The organism is Massilia sp. DWR3-1-1 (assembly GCF_049898325.1).
GTDB lineage: Bacteria > Pseudomonadota > Gammaproteobacteria > Burkholderiales > Burkholderiaceae_D > JAFCUW01.
The window spans coordinates 220,538-241,983 of record NZ_JAFCXL010000002.1 but is presented as its reverse complement, the minus strand read 5'-3'; the positions used below and the strand labels follow the sequence as shown (position 1 = coordinate 241,983).

At 66.8% G+C, this 21,446-nt stretch carries 21 protein-coding genes; 13 read left to right on the top strand and 8 right to left on the bottom strand.

The window, feature by feature from the left end; all coding sequences use genetic code 11:
• Positions 1-31 precede the first annotated feature (31 nt).
• The 12 genes from ACP7EY_RS03335 (at position 32) to ACP7EY_RS03280 (ending at position 13,208) form a co-directional block, all read left to right on the top strand.
• Positions 32-1,849, top strand: coding sequence for a flagellin (locus ACP7EY_RS03335; RefSeq protein WP_426190449.1), 1,818 nt, complete (start codon positions 32-34; stop codon positions 1,847-1,849).
• A 94-nt stretch (positions 1,850-1,943) separates the two neighbouring features.
• A complete protein-coding gene (locus ACP7EY_RS03330) occupies positions 1,944-2,339 on the top strand; it encodes a flagellar protein FlaG (RefSeq protein WP_426190447.1) in 396 nt (131 codons plus the stop codon).
• Between the two features lie 203 nt (positions 2,340-2,542).
• Positions 2,543-3,967, top strand: a complete 1,425-nt coding sequence (gene fliD, locus ACP7EY_RS03325) for a flagellar filament capping protein FliD (protein ID WP_426190445.1) — start codon at positions 2,543-2,545, stop codon at positions 3,965-3,967.
• A 39-nt stretch (positions 3,968-4,006) separates the two neighbouring features.
• A complete protein-coding gene (gene fliS, locus ACP7EY_RS03320; protein WP_426190443.1) occupies positions 4,007-4,525 on the top strand; it encodes a flagellar export chaperone FliS in 519 nt (172 codons plus the stop codon).
• 11 nt (positions 4,526-4,536) lie between these two features.
• Complete coding sequence (locus ACP7EY_RS03315; RefSeq protein WP_426190441.1) at positions 4,537-4,866, top strand: flagellar protein FliT; 330 nt, start codon at positions 4,537-4,539, stop codon at positions 4,864-4,866.
• Positions 4,867-4,878: 12 nt separating this feature from the next.
• On the top strand, positions 4,879-6,051 hold the full coding sequence (locus ACP7EY_RS03310) for a flagellar hook-length control protein FliK (RefSeq protein WP_426190439.1): 1,173 nt from the start codon (positions 4,879-4,881) through the stop codon (positions 6,049-6,051).
• Complete coding sequence (locus ACP7EY_RS03305) at positions 6,044-6,364, top strand: EscU/YscU/HrcU family type III secretion system export apparatus switch protein (protein ID WP_426190437.1); 321 nt, start codon at positions 6,044-6,046, stop codon at positions 6,362-6,364. Before ACP7EY_RS03310 ends, ACP7EY_RS03305 begins: the two co-directional genes overlap by 8 nt.
• Before the next feature lie 48 nt (positions 6,365-6,412).
• Positions 6,413-7,147 carry a flagellar brake protein gene (locus ACP7EY_RS03300; protein ID WP_426190435.1) on the top strand — a complete coding sequence of 245 codons (735 nt, stop codon included), beginning with the start codon at positions 6,413-6,415 and terminating at the stop codon, positions 7,145-7,147.
• 49 nt (positions 7,148-7,196) lie between these two features.
• Positions 7,197-7,835 carry an ANTAR domain-containing response regulator gene (locus ACP7EY_RS03295; protein WP_426190433.1) on the top strand — a complete coding sequence of 213 codons (639 nt, stop codon included), beginning with the start codon at positions 7,197-7,199 and terminating at the stop codon, positions 7,833-7,835.
• Between the two features lie 148 nt (positions 7,836-7,983).
• Complete coding sequence (locus ACP7EY_RS03290; protein ID WP_426190431.1) at positions 7,984-9,792, top strand: tetratricopeptide repeat protein; 1,809 nt, start codon at positions 7,984-7,986, stop codon at positions 9,790-9,792.
• A 138-nt stretch (positions 9,793-9,930) separates the two neighbouring features.
• Positions 9,931-12,096: a tetratricopeptide repeat protein gene (locus ACP7EY_RS03285; RefSeq protein ID WP_426190429.1), complete on the top strand. Its 2,166-nt coding sequence runs from the start codon at positions 9,931-9,933 to the stop codon at positions 12,094-12,096.
• Entirely contained in the window at positions 12,093-13,208 is a 1,116-nt protein-coding gene (locus ACP7EY_RS03280) for a DegT/DnrJ/EryC1/StrS family aminotransferase (protein ID WP_426190428.1), read from the top strand. The genes ACP7EY_RS03285 and ACP7EY_RS03280 overlap by 4 nt, the downstream gene beginning before the upstream one ends.
• Before the next feature lie 7 nt (positions 13,209-13,215).
• Here ACP7EY_RS03280 and ACP7EY_RS03275 read toward each other — a convergent pair whose 3' ends face one another.
• Genes ACP7EY_RS03275 through ACP7EY_RS03240 form a run of 8 tightly spaced genes read right to left on the bottom strand, consistent with a single transcriptional unit; the run spans position 13,216 to position 19,688 of the window.
• Positions 13,216-14,451 (bottom strand): FkbM family methyltransferase, encoded by a 1,236-nt coding sequence (locus tag ACP7EY_RS03275; RefSeq protein ID WP_426190426.1) that lies wholly within the window; start codon positions 14,449-14,451, stop codon positions 13,216-13,218.
• Between the two features lie 45 nt (positions 14,452-14,496).
• Positions 14,497-15,132 carry a hypothetical protein gene (locus tag ACP7EY_RS03270; protein ID WP_426190424.1) on the bottom strand — a complete coding sequence of 212 codons (636 nt, stop codon included), beginning with the start codon at positions 15,130-15,132 and terminating at the stop codon, positions 14,497-14,499.
• Complete coding sequence (locus ACP7EY_RS03265) at positions 15,122-16,273, bottom strand: aromatic ring-hydroxylating oxygenase subunit alpha (RefSeq protein WP_426190422.1); 1,152 nt, start codon at positions 16,271-16,273, stop codon at positions 15,122-15,124. The genes ACP7EY_RS03270 and ACP7EY_RS03265 overlap by 11 nt, the downstream gene beginning before the upstream one ends.
• A complete protein-coding gene (locus ACP7EY_RS03260) occupies positions 16,274-16,933 on the bottom strand; it encodes an acetyltransferase (protein ID WP_426190420.1) in 660 nt (219 codons plus the stop codon).
• Positions 16,924-17,658, bottom strand: coding sequence for an SDR family NAD(P)-dependent oxidoreductase (locus tag ACP7EY_RS03255; RefSeq protein WP_426190418.1), 735 nt, complete (start codon positions 17,656-17,658; stop codon positions 16,924-16,926). Before ACP7EY_RS03255 ends, ACP7EY_RS03260 begins: the two co-directional genes overlap by 10 nt.
• Positions 17,659-17,668: 10 nt before the next feature.
• Complete coding sequence (locus ACP7EY_RS03250; RefSeq protein WP_426190416.1) at positions 17,669-18,427, bottom strand: SDR family NAD(P)-dependent oxidoreductase; 759 nt, start codon at positions 18,425-18,427, stop codon at positions 17,669-17,671.
• Positions 18,424-19,461, bottom strand: coding sequence for a ketoacyl-ACP synthase III (locus ACP7EY_RS03245; RefSeq protein WP_426190414.1), 1,038 nt, complete (start codon positions 19,459-19,461; stop codon positions 18,424-18,426). Before ACP7EY_RS03245 ends, ACP7EY_RS03250 begins: the two co-directional genes overlap by 4 nt.
• 2 nt (positions 19,462-19,463) lie before the next feature.
• Positions 19,464-19,688, bottom strand: coding sequence for an acyl carrier protein (locus ACP7EY_RS03240; RefSeq protein WP_426190412.1), 225 nt, complete (start codon positions 19,686-19,688; stop codon positions 19,464-19,466).
• A 462-nt stretch (positions 19,689-20,150) separates the two neighbouring features.
• On the opposite strand from ACP7EY_RS03240, the gene ACP7EY_RS03235 reads away from it, so the two are divergent.
• A complete protein-coding gene (locus ACP7EY_RS03235; RefSeq protein ID WP_426190410.1) occupies positions 20,151-21,443 on the top strand; it encodes an MFS transporter in 1,293 nt (430 codons plus the stop codon).
• Positions 21,444-21,446 lie beyond the last annotated feature (3 nt).

The window sequence follows — 21,446 nt, the reverse complement described above, 5'->3', positions numbered from 1 at the left end:
CACCCCGTACTACCAGTTTTGGAGAATTACCATGGCATCGATGATCAACACCAACATTTCCTCGCTCAACGCACAGCGCAACCTGACCTCGTCGCAATCGGGTCTGGCCACGTCGTTGCAGCGTCTGTCGACCGGCCTGCGTATCAACAGCGCCAAAGACGACGCGGCAGGTATGTCGATCTCCAGCCGCATGACCTCGCAGATCAGCGGCATGAACGTGGCAGCACGTAACGCCAATGACGGCATCTCGCTGGCGCAAACCGCTGAAGGCGGCTTGAACTCGGCAAGTGATCTGTTGCAGCGTATGCGTGACCTGGCCGTGCAGTCGGCCAACGGCTCGAACTCGGACACCGACCGCGCGTCGATCCAGTCGGAAGTCGGCCAGCTCAAGGACGAGATCGACCGCGTCGCCAAATCGACCAGCTTCAACGGTCTGAACCTGCTTGACGGTTCGTTCACCGCCCAAAGCTTCCAGGTGGGCGCCAACGCCACCTCGAGCGACCGCATCCAGATCGACAAGATCGCCAACCTGCAAACGACCGCACTGGGCACGGGCCTGTCCGGTTCGACCACCCTGACCTCCGGTTCCGTCTCCGGTGGCCTGATCGCCGGCGACCTGACCCTGAACGGCGCACAAGTCGGTGGTTCGACCGCCGGTGGCCAGGCTGGCCAGACCTCGAGCTCGGCTTACGCCGTGGCCCAGGCCATCAACGCTGCCGCCGGCCAGTCCGGTGTCACCGCCACCGCCAACGCCACCGTTGCCAACGCCATCAAGACCACCGGCGCCGTGCCTACCGCCGCTGCCGCTTTGGCTGCCAACACCTTCAGCATCAACGGTGTGGCCGTCGGCGAAATCGCCGCCGGTGTCGCCGCAGTCCTGACCGCCAACCCGCCAACGGCCGGTGGCCCGACCGCGCTGATCGCCCAGGGCGCCAACGCGGCCGAAGCAATCAACAAGATCTCGGACAAAACCGGCGTGCGCGCTACGGTTGATGACACCGGCAAGGTCCAGCTGCAGTCGCTCAATGGCAAGGACATCACCGTCAAGATGGTCGATCCTGCCGCCGGCGCAACGCCGATTGCCAACGTGCTGGCCAATGCCGGTGTTGTCGCTACCACCGCAGGCAGCGTCACCACCACCACCGGCGCATCGGTGGGCGCCCAGACCGCTGGTTCGTTCAAGATCAACGGTGTGGACATCGGCGCCATCGCAACCGGCACCACCGCGCAGGGCCAGGGCGCGAATGCGGCCGCGGCCATCAACCTGGTCAGTGGCAAAACGGGCGTCACCGCGACGGCCAATTCGATCACCGGCGCCGTGTCGCTGACCGCAGCGGACGGCCGCGACATCAACGTACAGGATGGCACTGGCACCTCCGCCAACTCGGCAGGCATCACCGCCGGCGTGTTTTCCAGTACCGTTACCCTGTCGAGCTCGAACCCCAACGGTATCGTGGTGGGCGGCGCCAACGACAAGAACGCCGGCCTGAAGGCATTCGAAGGCTTGAAATCGGCCGACACCAAGTCGACCAACTCGGTCAGCTCGGTCGACGTCAGCACCGCCTCCGGCGCGCAGGCAGCATTGAGCACCATCGATGCCGCCCTCAGCTCGGTCAACTCGTCGAAAGCTGCTCTGGGTGCTTACCAGAACCGTTTCAGCGCCGTTGTGTCGAACTTGCAAGCCACGTCGGAAAACTTGTCGGCTTCCCGTAGCCGGATTCAAGACGCCGACTTCGCTTCGGAAACTGCCAGCCTGACCCGCGGCCAGATTCTGCAGCAGGCAGGTACCGCGATGCTGGCCCAGGCCAACTCGCTGCCAAACGGCGTGCTGTCGCTGCTGCGCGGTTAATTCCCCGCCCGGCATGATGTAGCCAGCGACCCTGTCGGTTCAAGCCGGCAGGGTCTTTTTGCCATTCGAAGGCAAGCCTTCTTGGGAGTTTTTCATGGATATCCGTTCCGTTTCCAGTTCGCCGGCGCCCTCGCCGGTCGAGCGCGACCCGAACGCCGTGCGCGCCGCCGCCGCGGCAGCCGCCGGCAAACTCGCCGCCAGTACCGCGCCAGCGCCCGTCGCAGCCGCTGCCGCCACCCGCGCACCCGAAGTGCGCGCCGCCGGCGCCCCCGACCCGCTCGACGAAGCCGTCGGCAATATCAACAAGTCCCTGCAGGCCGCTGGCCAGGGCGTCGAGTTTTCCATCGACGACGACAGCAAGCGCCTGGTGGTCAAGGTGATCGACCAGGAAACGCGCGAAGTGCTGCGCCAGATGCCGTCGGTGGAAGCGCTGGAAATTGCCAAGGCGCTCGACCGCGCCAAGGGCATGTTGATCAAGCAAGAGGCCTGAGTCCTCCTGCGACAAGGTAGCAAGCACTGCGTTTGAATCTGCCCCGCGCAGACCTGGAATATGCAGTGTGCATCACGCGCGGCCGGCAATGCCTGGTCCGCCCCAGTGGCATCGAATGGGAAATAGCGCCTGTTTGCCCCTCTTTCGGGCAATTTGACGGCCCCCCTGCCACGGTATAGTGCCTGCAAGTTGGAGAAAACATCATGGCAACAATCAGTTCATCAGGAGTCGGTTCCGGTCTGCCCGTCGAAAGTCTGGTCAGCCAGTTGATGGCGGTCGAGCGTATGCCGATCAACGCCATCGACAAGAAGCAAGCCGTATTGACGGAAAAGCTGACCGCCTTCGGCACCATGAAAAGCGCACTGGCGACCTTGCAGACGGCCGCCCGCGCCCTCGCCACGCCGGCGCTGATTGCGCCCATCAAGACCACGGTGGCCGATCCGACCGTGCTCAGCGCCACCGCCACCGGCGGCACCGCCACCGGCAACTACGCCATCGAAGTGCAAAGCCTGGCCCAGCAGCAAAAACTCAAGACCAGCGTCTCGTATGGCGCCACCACCGACGTCGTCGGCACCGGCACCATTACCTTCGATTTCAGCAGCTACACCGCGGTCGCTGGCAGCGATCCTGCCGAGTTCAGCTTCGACACGGCCAATGTGCATGGCGCCACCACGATTACCATCGATGAGGACCACAAGACGCTGGCCGGCGTCAGGGACGCCATCAACGCCGCCAACGCGGGCGTGACCGCCAGCATCATCAACAATGGTGAGGGCAATTTCCTGTCGTTCGCCTCCACCAGCACGGGCGCCAAGAATGCCATGCGCATCGTGGCCGACCCGGCGCTGGCCGCGTTTGCCTACGACGGCAGCGCCAGCAGCGAAATGACGCAGTCGGTGTCGGCCAAGGATGCCGTCATCTTCGTCGACAACGTCAAGATCACCAAGGCGTCCAACACCATCACCGACGCCATCGACGGCGTCACCCTGACCCTGACCAAGCCGACCGCGAGCGGGGTCACCACCACGCTGTCGCTGGCGCGCGATACCAGCACCGTCAAGACGAATATCGAGGCGTTTGTCAAAGCCTACAACGACGCCTCGAAATCGATGGTCGACCTGACCGCCTACGACACCACCACCGGCAAGGGCGCCGTGCTCAATGGCGACGGCACCGTGCGCACCATCCAGACCCAGTTGCGCGCGCTGATGGGCAGCGCCATCCCCGGCGCCGCCGCCGGTGGCGCCACCCTGCCCGATATCGGCATCACCACCCAGCGCGACGGCACCATTTCCATCGATTCGACCAAGCTCGACAAGGCATTGGCCGACCCGACCAAGAATTTCACCTCCCTGTTCGCCACCAACGACGGCAACCGCGGCTTCGGTGCCCAGATGGACGTGACCCTGGGCCGCATCCTCAGCCCGGTGGGCACGCTGCCCTCGCACACCAACAGTTTTAACAGCAGCATCAAGGACCTGGAAAAGCAGCGCACCACCCTCACCGCCCGCCTGGCCGATGTGGAAAAGCGCTACCGTGCCCAGTTCAGCGCGCTCGACTCGGCGATGGCCAGCATGACCACCACCAGTACTTACTTGACCCAGCAGCTCGCCGCCATCGCCGCGTAAGCCTGATGGCCAGCAAATTGATTAACAGAGGATAACAACATGTTCGGATCGCAGCGCAGTGGGGCCAATGCATACGCCAAAGTGGGAGTCGAGACGGGCGTGCTGGCCGCCAGCCCCCATAAACTGATCGCCATGCTGTTCGAGGGCGCCCTGGTGGCGCTGTCGACCGCCCTGCTGCACATGAAAACCGGCAACATCGCCGGCAAGGGCCAGGCGGTGTCGAAAGCCATCCGCATCATCGACGAAGGCTTGCGCGCCAGCCTCGACCAGGCCGCCGGCGGCGGCATCGCCGTCAGCCTCGACGCCTTGTACGAGTACATGAGCAACCGCCTGTTGATGGGCAACCTGAAAAACGATCCGGCCATGCTGGAGGAAGTACAGCGCCTGCTGATCGAACTGAAACAGGCGTGGGACGGCATCGACCCGGCCGCCGCCGCCATCGGCCAGATGGCCAATGCCGCGCTCGGTCAAATGGCGGCGCCGTCGGCCACCACCAGCGCGGCCGTGAATGGCTACGGCGCCGCCGTCCCGCGCACCACCAGCACGATCAAGGCATAAGGCAATCGACCATGATGACGACGCAACAAGTACTGAGCACCTACGAAGCCATGCAGAGCCTGACCGCGCAGATGGTCGACGCCGCCAGCGCCAGCGAGTGGGACTTGCTGGCCGATCTAGAGCGCCGCTGCGCCGCCCACGTGCACGCGCTGAAAACCCAGGCCGACGCCGTGCCGCTCAGCGGCGAGCAGCGGGTGGCAAAAATCCAGATCATCCGCCAGTTGCTCGATGACGACCGCAAGATCCGCGACCTGACCATGCCGTGGATGGCCCAGCTGTCGGCGATGATCGGCAGCACCCGCTCGCAAAACCGCCTGGTCAATACCTACGGCGCGGTGTAAGGCCGACCGGCCATGTTGCCACGCATCGATGCCAGCATCGGTCCCGTCACCCCCGCCCGCCCCCTGCAGGCGGCCGAGGCGATCGGCGACCCGCGCCAGGTCCTGTTTGAACGCTCGCTGCAAACCCTGGTGGGCAAATCGCTGCCCGGCCAGATCATGTCCCGGCTCACCGACGGCAGCTTTGTCGTCAAGGTCAACGGCACCCCGGCGCGCATGATGCTGCCGGCCGGTTCCCAGCCCGGCGCCGAGGTGCCCCTGACGCTGGTCTCGCTCACGCCCCGTCCGACCTTCCAGATTGCCGCCTTTGGCGCTGGCGGCGCGGCCATGATGTCGGAAGCCGATGCGGGCGTGCTGGCGCCGCCGCGCGGCGACGCGCCCGCCGAGGGCGAAGCGGCGCCGGCGGCGGGCGCCGGCAAGGGCGCCGCCACCGGTGCGCAAGGGGCGGTCTTGCGCGGCAACGCCGCCATGGTCGCGGCCGAACAACTGCCGGCGCTGCAGGCGGACAGCCGCCAGGCGGTGCTCAGTCCCAGCGCCCGCGTCATCACCAATGTGCTGGCCACCGCCATGGCCATGCCCAATCCACCGACCGCCGTGCACAGCGCCGCGCCGATCCTGGCGCGCGCGCCGGTCGAGGCGCAGACGGCGGCGCTGGCGGGCGAATTGAAACACACGATCGACAGCAGCGGCCTGTTCTACGAATCGCACCTGCGCCAGTGGAGCGAGGGCAAGCGGCCCCTGTCCGACCTGGCGCGCGAGCCGCAGATGCAAAAGGCGCTCGAACAGGCGCCCGCCCGGGCCGGCGCCGGCGCCGCCATCGACGGCCCCACCGCCCAGTTCATCAACCTGCAGTTGTCGAGCCACGAGCAGTCGCGCGTGGCCTGGCAGGGTGAACTGTTTCCGGGCCAGCCGATGCAGTGGGAAATCAGCAAGGACGCGCCCGAGGCGCGCGGCCAGGGCGGCCAGCAGGCGCCCACCGCCTGGCGCAGCGCGGTGCGCTTTCGCTTTGCCCACCTGGGCGAAGTGAACGCCCAGCTGGTGCTGGTGGGCGACCAGTTGCACCTGCAGGTGCGCGCCGCCAGCGTTGACGCCGGCGCCGCCCTGCAGGCGCACGCGCCGCGCCTGGCCGGCGCCCTCGAGGCGGCCGGCGCGCCCCTGTCCTCGCTCAATATCGCCGCCGATGCCTGAGCCGTCGCAACGCTTGCAGAGCGCCGTCGCACTGGCCTACCAGGATGGCGACGGCGCGCCCAAGGTCGTCGCCAAGGGCAAGGGCCTGGTGGCCGGCCAGATCATCGAGCGCGCCCGCGACGCGGGCGTGTTCGTGCACGAATCGAAGGAACTGGTGGCCTTGCTGATGGACGTCGACCTCGATGGCCAGATCCCGCCGGCCTTGTACCGGGCGATTGCGGAACTGCTGGCCTGGCTATATCATGTTGACGCGGCGACCGGACGGGGCGAGCCCTTGCCGGCCCCGCCTGCCGCGTCCGCCCCAACCGATTGAACGATTTTTTCCGAACTGGCCCCGATGGACGACTTGAACGATTTTGGTTTGGAAAACTGGCACGACTTCGAAGTCGGCTCACGCCGCGAAGTGGTGGCCATCCTGCGCGCCATCGCCGATAAAAACCAGCTCGTGCGCATGCTGGTGCAGGGCGAAAACGACGTGTGCGTCACCTCGATCCTGCACGTCGACGCCGACGCCGGCACGCTGGTGCTGGACCGCTCGATCAACGCCGAGCAGAACGCGCGCATCGTCCAGGCCCGCCGCATCTCCTTTGAAACCTCGCTCGACAAGATCCGCATCCTGTTCGCCAGCGAGAGCGTGCGCGAGACCATCCACGTCGACGGCGCCGCCCTCGTGCTCGACCTGCCGGCCACCATGATCCGCCTGCAACGGCGCGAGTTTTACCGCATGAGTACGCCCGTGAGCACGCCGCTGCGGGTGACCATCCCCATTCCCTACGAGCTCGGCGGCGGCAACGCCGTGCTGCCGCTGTCGGACATCAGCTGCGGCGGCGTGTGCGTGTTCGACAACAAGTTCGTGCTCGGCAACACCATCGGCAAGAACTACGAGAACTGCCGCATCGAATTGCCGGACATCGGCATGGTCGCCACCACCTTGCAGGTCAGAAACTCGATCGACATGACCCTGCTCAACAACAAGGCCAACCGTCGCCTGGGCTGCCAGTTCCTCGACATGTCGCGCGCCAGCGCCGCCGCCGTGCAGCGCTACATCACCCGGCTCGAACGCGAGCGCAACGCCCGCATTGCCGGCCTGAGCTGAACAAGGCGTCGCCCCCGCAGGCGGCACGATTCTTGCGAGTAAAACCCGCATGAAGCCGTCCGCCGCCCCTCCCCTGCGCATCGTCGTGGCCACCACCGTGGCCGATCCGCACCAATATGATGCAGCCGCACTGGCCGAGCAGTCGCGGCGCGCCAATGCATTGCGCATCGGCCTGCTCGAAGCGGGCTACGACCTGGTGGCGTCGCTGCCGGCGGACATGTACCTGCCCGAGCGCATCGCCCAGTTGCAACCGGACCTGATCATCATCGACGCCGATTCCGATGCCCGCGACGTGCTCGAGCACGTTGTCGTCAGCAGCCAGCACGGCCGCCGTCCCATCGTGCTGTTCACCGACGACGCCGCGCCCGCCTCGATGGCGGCGGCGATGGCGGCCGGGGTGTCGGCCTACATCGTCGCCGGCCTGCAGGCCGAGCGCCTCGAGCCCGTCTTGAATGTCGCCCTGGCCCGCTTCCGGCAGGAAGAGATCATGCGCGGCGAACTGGCCGATGCCCGCCACCAGCTGGCCGAGCGCAAGACGGTCGAACGGGCCAAGGGCCTGTTGATGAAGCACCACGGCATCAGCGAAGAGGCGGCGTACCAGCGCCTGCGCAGCATGGCGATGAACAAGAAAATGAAGCTGGCCGAGCTGGCGCAGCGGATCCTCGACGTCGAGGACCTGCTGGGATAGCCGCCCGCCGTCCTTGACTTGCCTTATTGTGAACGATACTCTATCTGGGTGCCCCGCAGCCGGTCCACTTCGCTCCGTGCGCTGGGTTCATACCGGCAGCCAATTTGCGCACACTGTATTTTCTTCCGCGCCGCCGCGCCTGCTGCCGATGAGCCAGTCATCGAGCGCACCCGAAGCCGCCCTTGTCGACAGCTTGCTGGCCCTGTTCGCCCAGGGTCGCCTCAACGAGGCGGGAGTTCTGGCACGCCAGCTCATCGCCACCTGCCCCCACTGGGGCTTCGGCTTCAAGGCGCTGGCCATCACCTTGCAGGTGCAGGGCGATGTGAACGCCGCACTCGCCGCCACGCTGGAGGCGGCACGCCTGCTGCCCGACGACGCCGAGGTGCACAACAACCTGGGCCTGGTGCTATCGAGCCTCAATCGCAGCGTGGAAGCCGAAGCCGCCCTGCGGCGCGCGCTGGCGCTCTCGAGCGACTACGCCGAAGCGCACAACAACCTGGCCATCGCCCTGCTCGAACAGGACCGGCCCGCAGCGGCCACCGCCAGCCTGCGGCGCGCGCTCGAACTCAAGCCCGACTACGTCAAGGCGCGCAACAAGCTGGGCCTGGCGCTGCAGGCCCAGGGCCGCATGGGCGAGGCGGTGCTGGCCTACCGGGCCAGCCTGGCCCTGCATCCCCTGTACGCCGAGGCGCACAGCAACCTGCTGCTGTGCCTGAGCCAGCTGGAGAGCGTCGATGCGGCGGCGCTGACGGCCGAACAGCAGCGTTACGCCGACTGCTTCGAGGCGCCCTTGCGCCCCCATTGGCCGGCCCACCCCAACGGCCGCGACCCCGAGCGGGTGTTGCGCATCGGCGTGGTGTCGGGCGATTTGCGCGAGCACCCGGTGGCCGCGCTGGTCGAGCCGGTGCTGGCCGCGCTGGCCAGCAGCGCGCGCCTGACCCTGCACGCCTACAGCAACCACGCGGTGCACGACCAGGTCAGCGCCCGCCTGCGGCAGCACTTTGCCGGCTGGACGCCGGTCGTCGGCTGGGACGACGCCGCTGTCGCCGCCCGCATCGCCGCTGACGCCATCGATGTGCTGATCGACCTGTCCGGCCACACCGCGCACAACCGCCTGCCGGTATTTGCCCGCAAGCCGGCGCCGGTCCAGGCGAGCTCGATCGGCTACCCTGGCAGCACGGGGCTGGCGGCAATCGATTACTACCTGACCGACCCGTACATGCTGCCGCCCGGCCAGTTCGACCAGCAGTTCAGCGAAGCGCTGGTGCACCTGCCGCTGGCGAGGCCGCGCGCGCCAGCGGCGCTGGCGCCGCCGGTGAACCGCCTGCCGGCCATCGACAACGGCTACCTCACTTTCGGCAGCTTCAACCGCCCCGGCAAATTGAGCCGCACCGTCGTCGCCCTGTGGTCGCAATTGCTGCGCGCCCTGCCGACGGCGCGCATGCTGATCGGCGCCATGCCGGCCGACCTGTCCCACGACGAACTGGCGTCGCTGTTCGCCTTGAACGGCGTGGCCCGCCAGCGCCTCGACTTTGTTCCGCGCACCGACATGGCCGCCTACCTGGCCCTGCACCGGCGCGTCGACGTGTGCCTCGACAGCTTCCCCTGCACGGGCGGCACCACCACCCTGCACGCCTTGTACATGGGCGTGCCGACCCTGACGCTGGCAGGTGCCAGCGCCGCCGGGCACCAGGGTGTTGGCATCCTGCGCCACCTTGGCCTGCCCCGTTTCGTCGCCGCCGACGGCGGCGAATTCGTCGCCATCGGCGCCGCCCTGGCGCACGACCTCGATGCCCTTGCCGCGATCCGCGCCAGCCTGCGCGGGCGCTTCGCCGGCGCCCCTGGCGACGCTGTCGACGGCGGCCCGCACGGCGTCGAACTGGCGCTGCGCGCGATGTGGCGGCGCTGGTGCGAAGGCCTGCCGCCGGCGCCCCTGCGGATCGGTCCGGCCACTTGACCCTGTCTGCGCTTTCCACTATGGTGGGGGGATCATCGCAGCGGCCATCCCACGATCGAATGCTGCGCCGGCAAGTCGCCCGCGGGCGAGTCCGACGGGCTGCGCGCAGGCAGGACCGAGATGCAATCAAAGGAACGTATGCAAGTGAAGGCTGATTCGATCGCGCAAGCACAGACGGGCGAGGTCGACGCCCTGCTGCACCGGGCGCAGGGCCTGGGCGCGGCGGGCGACGTCGAGCAGGCCGCCGCCTACCTGGCGGTGCTGCAGGTGCAAGCGACGCACGCGCTGGCCAACCATCAACTGGGCCTGCTCGAACTGCGACTGGGCCGCGCCGGCGCGCTGGTGCGACTGGCGACGGCCCTGAAGGCGGCGCCCGAACAGGAACAATTCTGGCGCAGTTACATCGACGCACTGATCGACGCTACCGAATTCGACGGCGCCCGCCACGTGCTCGCACTGGGCCGCCAGCGGGGCCTGGGCGGCGCCGCCGTCGATGCCCTTGAGGCCCGCCTGGGGCCGGTCGGGGCGGACGACAGCGCCGCCGTGATGGCGCTGCTGGCCCAGGGCCATCACGACCAGGCGTTCGCGCAAGCGCAGGCGCTGGCGGCGCGCTTTCCCACCGACCCGTTTGGCTGGAAGATTCAGGCGGCGGTGCAGCGCATGCGCGGCGCCCCCGAGGCGGCGCTGCAGGCGATGCAGCGGGGCGTGCTCATTGCCCCTGCCGACGCCGAGGCGCACGCCAACCTGGGCACCCTGCTCAACGAATTGCAGCGCTTCGACGAAGCCGGGCGCGCGCTGCGGCGCGCGCTCGACCTGGGCGCCGATGACGCCGACACCTGGAACAGCCTGGGCGCGGCCTTGCAAGGCCAACCGGCGGCCGCCGAAGCGGCATTCCGGCGCGCGCTGGCGCGCAAGGCCGACTTTCCCGATGCGCTCAATAATCTGGCGGAATGCCTGCAAAGCCAGGGCCGGCTGGCCGAGGCGCTGCCGCACTACCAGAGCGCGCTGCGCTTGCGGCCGGACTTCCACGTCGTCCACAGCAATCTGCTGTTCTGCCTGAGCCAGATGGACGACATCGCCGCGCCGGCCCTGTTTGAGGCGCATCGGGCCTTCGGCGAGGCCGTCGAGGCGCCGCTGCGCGGCACACTGCGTGGCCACGCCAACTCGCGCGACGCGGGACGGACCATCCGCATCGGCTTCGTCACGGGCGACTTTCGCAACCATGCGCTGGCCTCGTTCATCGAGCCGCTGCTGGCGCGCCTGGCCACCCGCACCGGTCTGGCAATGACGGCCTACTACAATCACACGGTCCACGACAGCGTCACCGCGCGCCTTCGCGCCCATATGCGCGGCTGGCGCGACATCCACGGCCAGGACGATGCACAAGTCGCCGAGCGCATCCGCGCCGACGGCATCGACATCCTGATCGACCTGGCCGGCCACACCGCCTTCAACCGCCTGCCGCTGTTCGCCCTCAAGCCGGCGCCCATCCAGGTAAGCATGATCGGCTATCCCGCCACCACCGGCTTGACGGCCATGGATTACTACATCACCGACCCGTTCATGCTGCCGCCCGGTCAGTTCGACCACCAGTTCATCGAGAAACTGGTGCACCTGCCCGTCTCGGCGCCGTTCCTTCCATCAGCGCTGGCGCCGCCGGTGAACCGCCTGCCTGCCCTCGACAATGGCTACCTCACGTTTGGCAGCTTCAACCGCCCCAGCAAACTGAGCCGGCCAGTGGTGGCGCTGTGGGCGGCCGTGCTGCGCGCGCTGCCGAGTTCGCGCATGCTGCTGGCGGCCATGCCCGCCGGCGGCAGCGAGGAACTGGTCGCGCAGTTCGCCCTGAACGGGGTGGCGCGCGAGCGCCTCGATTTTCATCCGCGCGCCGACATGGCCTCTTACCTCGCGCTCCATCACCTGGTCGATGTCTGCCTCGATACCTTTCCGTATTCCGGCGGCACCACCACGCTGCACGCGCTGTACATGGGGGTGCCGACGGTGACACTGCTCGGCGCCACCGCCGCCGGGCGCCAGGGCGCCAGTATCATGCGCCATAGCGGACTGCCGGAATTCATCGCCGGCGACGCCGCCGAATTCGTCGCCATCGGCACCGCCCAGGCGCGCGACCTGGACGCGCTCGCTCTCACGCGCGCCGGTTTGCGCGAGCGCTTCGGCGAACCGACGCCCGACACGATGGAAGCCGTCGCGCTGGCCACTGAACTGGCGCTACGCGCCATGTGGGAGCGCTGGTGCGCGCAGCAGCCACCCGCCCCTTTGCAGATCAGTCTGCCGCAGCCATCATGAGCGACGCCACGCCCCCCATCTACGTCACCCAGCCGCTGCTGCCGCCGCTGGCCGAGCTGATGCCCTACCTGGAGCAGATCTGGGCCAACAAGTACGTCACCAACGGCGGCCCGTTTCACCAGCAACTCGAAGCGGCGCTGTGCGAGTACCTGGGCGTCGGGCATATTTCGCTGTTTGCCAACGGCACCATTGCCCTGATGACGGCGCTTCAATCGCTGGGCGTGAAGGGGGAGGTCATCACCACCCCGTATTCCTTCGTCGCCACCGCCCACGCCATGATGTGGAACGGGATCAGGCCGGTATTTGCCGACATCGACCCGGCCACCTTCAACCTCGACCCGGCGCGCATCGAAGCGGCCATCACGCCCGAGACCACCGCCATCATGCCGGTCCATTGCTACGGCCGCCCGTGCGACACGCAGGCAATCGACGCCATCGCCCGCCGCCACGATCTGAAAGTGATTTACGACGCCGCCCACGCCTTCGCCGTGCGCCAGGACGGCGCCAGCATCCTGCGCCACGGCGACCTGGCGGTGCTCAGTTTTCATGGCACCAAGGTGTTTCATACCTTCGAAGGCGGCGCCATCGTCAGCCCGGATGCGGCCACCAAGCGCCACATCGACAACCTGAAAAACTTCGGCATCGTCGATGAAGTGACCGTCGTTGCGCCCGGCATCAACGGCAAGATGAGCGAGTTCAATGCCGCCTTCGGCCTGCTGCAGCTGACGCATATCGACGCCGCGCTGGCGCGCCGCCGCCAGATCGACGAGCACTACCGGTGCGCGCTCGCAGGCGTGGCCGGCATCACCTGCCTGCCGCACGACGGCAGTGTCACGCCCAACGGCGCCTATTTCCCCATCCTGGTCGGCCCCGCTTATGGCCTCGACCGCGACGCCCTGCACCACAAACTGCGCGACGCCGGCATCGTCGCACGCCGCTATTTTTACCCCCTGATCAGCGACTTTCCCATGTACCGGCCGATGGCGTCGGCAGACCCTGCCAACCTGCCGCACGCCACGCGCGCGGCAGCGCAGGTGATCTGCCTGCCCATTTACCCGGACCTGGAATCCGGCCAGATCGAGCGCATCGTCGCACTGATCGCCGGACAGTGAAGCCGCTTCAATAAAAATACAAGCAGGTATCCCAGCGGTCTTCCGTATGATGGCGCAGGCCAATGCGGTAATCGGGCGCGATGGTGTCGATCCAGGCCGGGATGTCGAGCAGGTCGGTCGAGCGGTGGTAAGCCGACACCAGCAGCTTCGGCCGCGCGGCGCGGATGGTGCGTTCGGCGCCTTTCAATGCCGGCAATTCAAAACCCTCGATGTCCATCTTGATGATGGTGGGCGCATCGTCAACGATGTCGTCGATGCGCTCGACGGCCACGTAATCGGCCTCAGGACAGGCGTCGGCGCGGGTAGGCGGCAACACCGAACCACCGTGGTGGCCGAGATGCTCGAACGGCGCGCGCGCTCTCTCCTCCCCAACCGCGACGGCGTGCAGCGACATCTTGGCGGCGTGCGCGGTGTCGGCATATTTGCGGATGAAACCCTGCAGCGTGGCCACGTTGATGCGGTCCGGCTCGATCATCCACGAGCGCGCAAAGCTGCCCTCGGTGGCGTGCATCAGCGCAGTGGTCGATTCGCCGATGGAGGCGCCGCAATCGACCATTTTCTCGCCACTGTCGAAGGCGAACAGGCCGGAGCGCACGTACAGGGTCGAGTACGGCCGGGCGACGTTGAGAAACCACTCGGGGTTGCCGCTAAGGTGAAACGTCAGCACTGAATAGAGCGTCTCGACGGAATACGGATCGGCCATGCGCGCGGCCAGCTGCTGGTATTGGGCGGTGCGGCTGGCGATCACGCCGCCCCAGTCGTGTACCCGATGATCGAGCACCTCATTGAGGTCGCAAGCGCGGACGATCTGCTCGAAGTTCGCCAGCGCGATGCCGCGGTCGCGGCACAGTCCATCGAAAAAGCGCCGCGAATAATCGAAGCGGCAGGCATTCACGCCGATCAGGTCGGGGTCCTGCCGCGCCATCTCCAGGAAACGGTCGGACGAGATGTAGTCCAGTCCGTGAAACTGCTGGCCGCGGTGGGCGCGAAAGTCGTCGACCACGAACAGCACCCGCGCTTTTTCGCGCAGGGCATGAATCAGGTTGCCGCCAAAATCGCTGCGCCCGAGCAGCACGATCGGCGCATCGGCGCCGCGCCGGGCAAGGATGTCGCGCACGCGCGCCGGCACGGCGAACAGGGGATCCTGGCGGTACAGCTCGACCGCCGCCAGAAAAGCCTGTTCGGGTTCGAACGCGCCGAGCCCGAGGCGGGAGGTGATGGTATCTGACTGGAACGATGGCATGCAGTTGACTCTTTCGCAATGATGTAGACGAAACCGATGGGTGCCCTACTGCCCCACCACCACGATGGGCCGGGCGTGGCTGGCGTGGATGAAGGTGCGGGCGCCGATATCGGCGGTGTAGATGCCCGGCTTGTCGACGATGGAGAACTTGCCGACCTTGACACCATGGCCGATGACCACACCGAGACCGATGGCGGCATGGGCGGCGACCGCGGCGCCGCGGCCGATCTGCGCGCCGTCGTCGATGAACGCCGAGGTGCCGATGACGGCGCCACTGCCGATGATGGCGGCGGCGCCGATCACGCTGTTATAGCCGATGCGGCAGCCCGGCCCGATCACCGCGCCCGCGCCCACCTGGCAGTTTTCGCTGACCGAGGCGGTGGCGGCGACGATGGCGCCGCGGCAGACCAGTGGCGGCATGGCGATACCGAGCGACTTGACCTGCGCCATCAGCTCGAGGCGGCGCATGTTGAGCTGCGCGGCGCCATATACGACGAAGGCGCTGTCGCCCTCGCCGGCACCGGCCAGGGCGGCGGCGATGACGCTGGCGGCATCGTTGCCGTCCACGGCCACCTCGACGATGTCCAGTCCGGGCGCGTTTTCGCGCCAGGCGGCGGCCACCCACGCCAGTTCCGGCATGGCGCCGATGACGAACTTCGACGGTGAGGTTTTACAGTGCAAAGCGCCCCTCCATCAGGTCGAGGTACCAGTGTTCGATGCCGGCGTTGATGAATTCGTAGTCGCCCAGGTGGGCCGGGCGGGCGCCCGGATGCAGGGTGCGCTGGATATCTTCCAGCACGCCGATGTCTTCGCGCAGGATGCGCTCGAGGCCCATCATGGTCGCGTGCAGCACCGCCAGCGAACCGGAAAAACGTTTTTTCTTTTTCGCCAGCACGGCGTGCACGATCAGGTCGGTGCGGCCCGGCCCCACCGGCACGTGCTGTTCGATGATGAAGGAATGGCCGCCCGTGGGCGAGGCGATGTGCAGGTTGGGAAAGGCCAGCCAGTTGTAGTACCAGTCCTGGTCGCGGTAGCGCTCGACGTTGTCGAACCAGTCCTGGTGGACGAAGGGGTCGATCGCGGTATCGCGCCCGCCGCCGCTGAAACTGCGCAGCAGCGCGCGCGCGCGCGCCGCGTCCGGCGCCGGCCCGGCCTGCTGCACCTTCAAGGCGGCCAGCGCTGCCTCGTTGATCAGGGGTTCAAATTTCACTTCCTTGTACAGCGAGCGCGCGTGCAGGAATTTCGGGTGCACGCTGTCGCGCAGGTTTTCGTAGGCCAGCTTCCAGTTGAACTTGCCCTCGTAGGTGGTCATCATCACTTCGCCGTCGTAGGCCAGCGACGATTGCGCCATGCTCGCCAGCAAGGCCGTGCCGAACTGCTGCTTGATCGGCATCGGCTCGGCCGACAGGTTGATGAACACCAGGTTGCCCACGCATTCGAGGGCGAAGCGGCGCAAGTGCATGCAGGCGCGCTCCTCGGGCCGATAGCGGTACAGGGTGTCCTCGAACGGGATCTTGGCCGGCGCGCCGTCGCTGCCGAAAGCCCAGCCGTGGTAATAACACACCAGCGGGCGTACCCCCTGAGGCTCGATCTGGATGGGGTTTTGCCGGTGCAGGCAGACGTTCTCGAACGCGCGCAGTTCGCCGTGAAAATTCTGCACCACGATCGGGATGCCGCACAGGGTGCGCGTGATGAACGCGTTGTGCTGCTCGAGCATCATCTTCAGGCCGATGAACTGCCATAAAGGCTTGAACAGCAGGTCGCGCTCGCGCTCGAACCATTGCTGGTCGATATACGCCGCGGCAGGCATTTTCGATTGCATCTATTTAAACCTGAAAATTTTGGCCGGATTGCCCAGCACCGTCACGCCAGCCGGCACGTTGGCCATGACGACGCTGCCGGCGCCGACCACCGCGCCGGCGCCGATCTTCACTCTCGGCAGGATGGTCGAATGGGGATGGATGGTGACGTTCTCGCCGATCTGCGCGCCGCCGCCCACAAACACGAACGCGCCGATGGTGGTGTACGAGCCAACCGTCACTTCGTAGCCGATCACCGACGTCGACTGCACGATGACGAAGTCGCCAAAACGCGTATCGACGCCGCAGCGCACCTGCGGCTCGAAAAAGCAGCCCACTCCCATCTCGATGCCGTCCGCGCTGAACAGGCCGGTGCACAAGTTCATGAAGGGCGCGCCCTGCGCCAGTATCGGTGCGGCGTACAGGCGCCGCTGCAGCGGGTCGCCCAGCGCGCAGATGAAGCTCTCGCCGGCACGCGCCTGGTAGCTCATCGGGTCGCCCAGGATCGGCAGTGTGCATCTGGCCGCCAGCGCCGGCCGGTTGTCGAGGTAGCCGGTGACCCGCCACAGCACGCCGCTGGCAGGGTCGCCGTGGCTGGTATTGACCAGCGAGCGGCCGAAACCGCCGGCGCTGATGACGATGACGTCGTGCGGCGCCGCCGCGGCGGTCTCGTTCACGTCCATGGGATGCCACCGTCGAGATGCAGGGAGATACCGCTCACCTTGCGGCTGGCGTCGCACAACAGGTAGATGGCGGCGTAGGCCACGTCTTCCGGTTGGCCCAGCCCGAGCGGGTAGGCCTTGCCCTTCTCTTCCAGGAAGGCGCGGTCGCCGTTGACCAGCGGTGTGTCGATCAGTCCAGGGGCGAGCGCATTGACGCGCATGGCGCGCGGCGCGGTTTCCAGCGCCAGCACCCGCATCAGGCCTTCGATGGCGCCTTTGGAGGACGAATACGCGCCCACGCCGACGGTGCCGGTGTGCGCCGCGATCGACGACAGAAACACGATCGAGGCGCCGTTGCGCAGCGATTTGGCCGCCAGCAGCTTTTGCGTCAGCATGGCCGGCGCCATGAAATTGGTGCCGATGACCTGGTCGAGAAAGCTCTGACGCATCATGCGCATGGGCGTCAGTCCCTGGATGCCGGCCGCGTGGACCACGCCGTCGATGGCACCGGCCCTGGCCACCAGCGCCGCCATCTGCCCGGCGTCGGCCAGGTCGGCGCACATCGAGATGTGTTCACCCTCGCCCATGGCCGCCATGGTGTCGGCCAGTCGCTGCACATCGCGCGCGCTGGCAATGACGGTGGCGCCGGCACGCGCACACTCGATGGCGATGGCGCGGCCAATACCGCTCGACGCCCCGGTGACGAGGATGCGCTTGTCTCTCAAGTGAAATGGATGATCGGTCAATCTGGCTCCCTTAACGTACGTGCAGCGAAATGCCGCCGTCGATGGTCAGGGTGGTGCGCGAAATACGACGGCTGGCAGGCACCAGCAGGAAAGCGATGGCGCCGGCCACTTCGTCCGCGCTCACCGTACCCAGCGGCGTCAACACCAGCTTGCTCTCGATGCTCACGCCACTTTGCAGCGATGCCAGCATGGGCGTATCGACGTAGCCGGGCGAGACGCAGTTGGCGCGGATACCCTGTCTGGCGTGCTCGATGGCGATGGTGCGCGCCACCGCGGTGAGCGCCGCCTTGGCCGCCGAATACATCGCCGTCGCGTGCGGCGCCAGGCGCTCGGCGATCGCCGTCACGTAGACGAGAGAGCCGCCGGCGCCGATCTTCTTCTTCGCCAGCAGCGCTTGCGAGAGCATGGTGGGGGCAACGAAGTTCACCGCGAACATGGCGTCCATGTGTTTTTGCGAGACCATGCGAAACGGCACCAGTGTGGCCGAGCCGGCACAGAACACGGCCCCGTCGAGCACCGGCGCGGCGTCGATGAGCGCATCGCGGGCGGCAGGGTCGGTCAGGTCGCCGACGATGGCGCGGTGGCCGCTGCCGGCCAACGCTGCCACCACCGCATCGAGCCGTCCGGCGTCGCGCCCGCAGGCGAGCACCTGGGCGCCCATGCGCGCGCACAGCGCCGCGGTGGCCGCGCCAATGCCGGACGAGGCGCCGGTTACCAGTACCTGTTTGCCTTCGAGGGAAAAGGGCGAGTTCGTTGGGGCGGCGCTCAAGACTCGATCATCTCCGGGAATACCGCATGGTCGATGTCGACCAGGCAGGTGCCCCATGACAGGCCGACGCCGAAGCCGCACAGCAACAGGCGCTTCGACTGGCCGTCGAGTTGTTCGCGGATGCGCGCCGTCATCGTCACGGGAATCGAGGCGCCGCTGGTGTTGCCGAAGTCGCGCAACGACGACGGCACCTTCTCCGGCACCACGCCCAGCTTCTTGCGGATGGTTTCGTTGATCATGCGGTTGGCCTGGTGGAACACGAAATAATCGACGTCCTCGAGGGGACAGTCGGCAAACTCGAGCAGCTTTCTCACGGCCGGCGGCACCACCTGGGTGGAAAAACTCAGCACGGCCGGGCCGTCCAGCTCCAGCTCGGCCGTGCTGCGCCACTGGCCGTCCTCGTCCCTGTATGGCACCGCATGCTGCAAACCGTAAGGCTCGCGATGGCCGCCAGCGGGCAGCATGATGGCGCGGTGGCCGCTGCCGTCACTATTGAGGTCGAAAAACATGGGTGGCGCCGTCGGATCGTATTCGAGCGCGGTGGCGCTGGCAGCGTCCGAGAACAGCGGGTCGACCACGGCGGCGGCGCGGTCGCCGATCAGCAGCAGTGCCTTTTTGACGCCGCCGCCGGCGATCATCGCGGCCAGCACGTGCAGGCCGAAGGCATAACCGGAGCAGCCCAGGTTGATGTCGAAGGCGATGGTCGAATGCTTGAGCTTGAGACGGTCCTGCATGATGATCGCCGTCGATGGAATCAGGTAGTCGGGCGACTGGCTGACGATGATCAGGGCGTCGATCTCGTCGCGTTGCCAGTCCAGTTCGGCGATCAGCTTTTCGGCGGCGTCGAAGGCCAGGTCGGAGAAGGTCTGCCAGGGCGAGCAGATGCGCCGCTCCTCGATGCCGATATTGCGCACCAGGCGCTCACGGGCGCTGCGCATGTGCGGCGGGCAGTCGCGCATATTCGATACCACACGGTGGGGCACGCAGGTCGTCATGCCGGCGTAACGCACGTTATGAAGTTTGACCTGCGCCATGCTCAGCCGATCAGTTCATAAATGTTGCGCAGGTATTTGCATGCCACCAGGTCGGCGCCGGTGATGGCCTTGTTGTATTCCATGTCGAACATGATGATCACACCCAGCGCCGCCAGCGAATCCCATTCGGCCAGCGCCTTCAGGTCGGTGTCAGCGTTGAGCTCGACGGCCTCCTGGAAATCAACTGCATTGCTAAATTTTTCTACAAATTGCTCAAGAGTGTCCATCAGCCGCCTTAACAGATTGATCGGTGCAACGCGCTGACCGGGCCGCAGCGTCCTTACCCGGCCGATCGCATTACTTTCTAGCCACATCATAGTGCAAATCGGTGGCGCCTGAAATGGCGATCAGACACATATTTAGGCGCCTCCTCACCGCCCACGTGACCATTCCAGCAGTTGGCAACGGCGCCAGCACAAGGCCGCGCACGGGGCAACGCCTCTTTTTCGGGCGCGCACGCACCGCTTTGAGGCGCCGCCAGCGACCGCCCCGGGCAAGCCCATCTGGCACGTTTCCTGCATTATCCCTCCCGTGGGTCAACGGCGATCCACCCGAACATCGCAATGCGCAGCACCCGTCCAACGAAGGACAAGCACGGACAACGGCGTCCGCCCAACCAGGTGATCCTCACCCGGTTGCGCGGACGCCTTTTTTTTCACGCTGTTTTATTCGACCAACCGGGACCGATCATGGCCAACAAAGCCACCACCATCAAGCTGTTCTCCTTTGCCACGCCGCCGATGCGCGCCTTCCACCTGACCTGGATGGCTTTCTTCGTCTGCTTTTTCGCCTGGTTCGCCTGCGCCCCGCTGATGCCCGTGATCAAGGGCGAGTTTCACCTGTCGCTGGCGCAGATCGCCAACATCAATATCGCCGCCGTCGCCATCACCATCCTGGTGCGCCTGCTGGTGGGCCCCATGTGCGACCGCTACGGACCGCGCCTGACCTACACCGCCCTGCTGGCCGTGGGCGCCATTCCCGTGCTGGGCGTGGCGCTGGCGCAAAGCTACGAGAGCTTCCTGATTTTCCGCCTCGGCATCGGCGCCGTCGGCGCCAGCTTCGTCATCACCCAGTACCACACCTCGGTGATGTTCGCCCCCAAGGTCGTCGGCACCGCCAACGCGGCCGCCGCCGGCTGGGGCAATGCCGGAGGCGGCGCCGCCCAGGCGGTGATGCCGCTGCTGATGACGGCCATCGTCATGGCCGGCGCCAGCGCCACGCTGGGCTGGCGCCTGGCGCTGATGGTGCCGGGCGTGATGATGCTGATCATGGCCGTGCTCTACTACAAGTTCACCCAGGACTGCCCGCAAGGGAACTACGCCGATCTGCGCCGCGCCGGCATCGCCATCGAGGGCAACAAGAAGGGCGGCTGGGCCAGTTTCAAGGCGGCCGCCGCCAACCACCGCGTGTGGCTGCTGTTCGTCACCTACGGCGCCTGCTTCGGCATCGAGATTTTCATTCATAACATCGCCGCCGTGTACTACGTCGACCACTTTGGCCTGTCGATCGGCGCGGCCGGCATGGCCGCCGGCAGCTTCGGCCTGCTGGCGCTGTTCGCGCGCGCGCTGGGCGGTTACCTGTCCGACAAAAGCGCCGCCCGCGGCAGCCTCAATTCCCGCGTCACCGTGCTGTTCGTGATGATGATCGGCGAAGGCATCGGCCTGCTGTGGTTCGCCAACGCCGGCAGCGCCGCCATCGCCATCGTCGCCATGCTGGTGTTCGGCCTGTTCACCCACATGGCCTGCGGCGCCACCTACGCGCTGGTGCCCTTCATCGACAGCCGCGCGCTGGGCGGCGTGGCCGGCATCATCGGCGCCGGCGGCAACGTGGGCGCGGTGCTGGCGGGCTTTCTGATGAAAGGCACCGGCAGCATCGGCCAGACCCTGTCAATTCTGTCGGGTCTGGTCATCATCTCCGCCCTGTGCGCACTGGCCGCCCGCTTTGGCGCCAGCCACACCACGCAACTGGCCGCCGCGGCCTGAAGG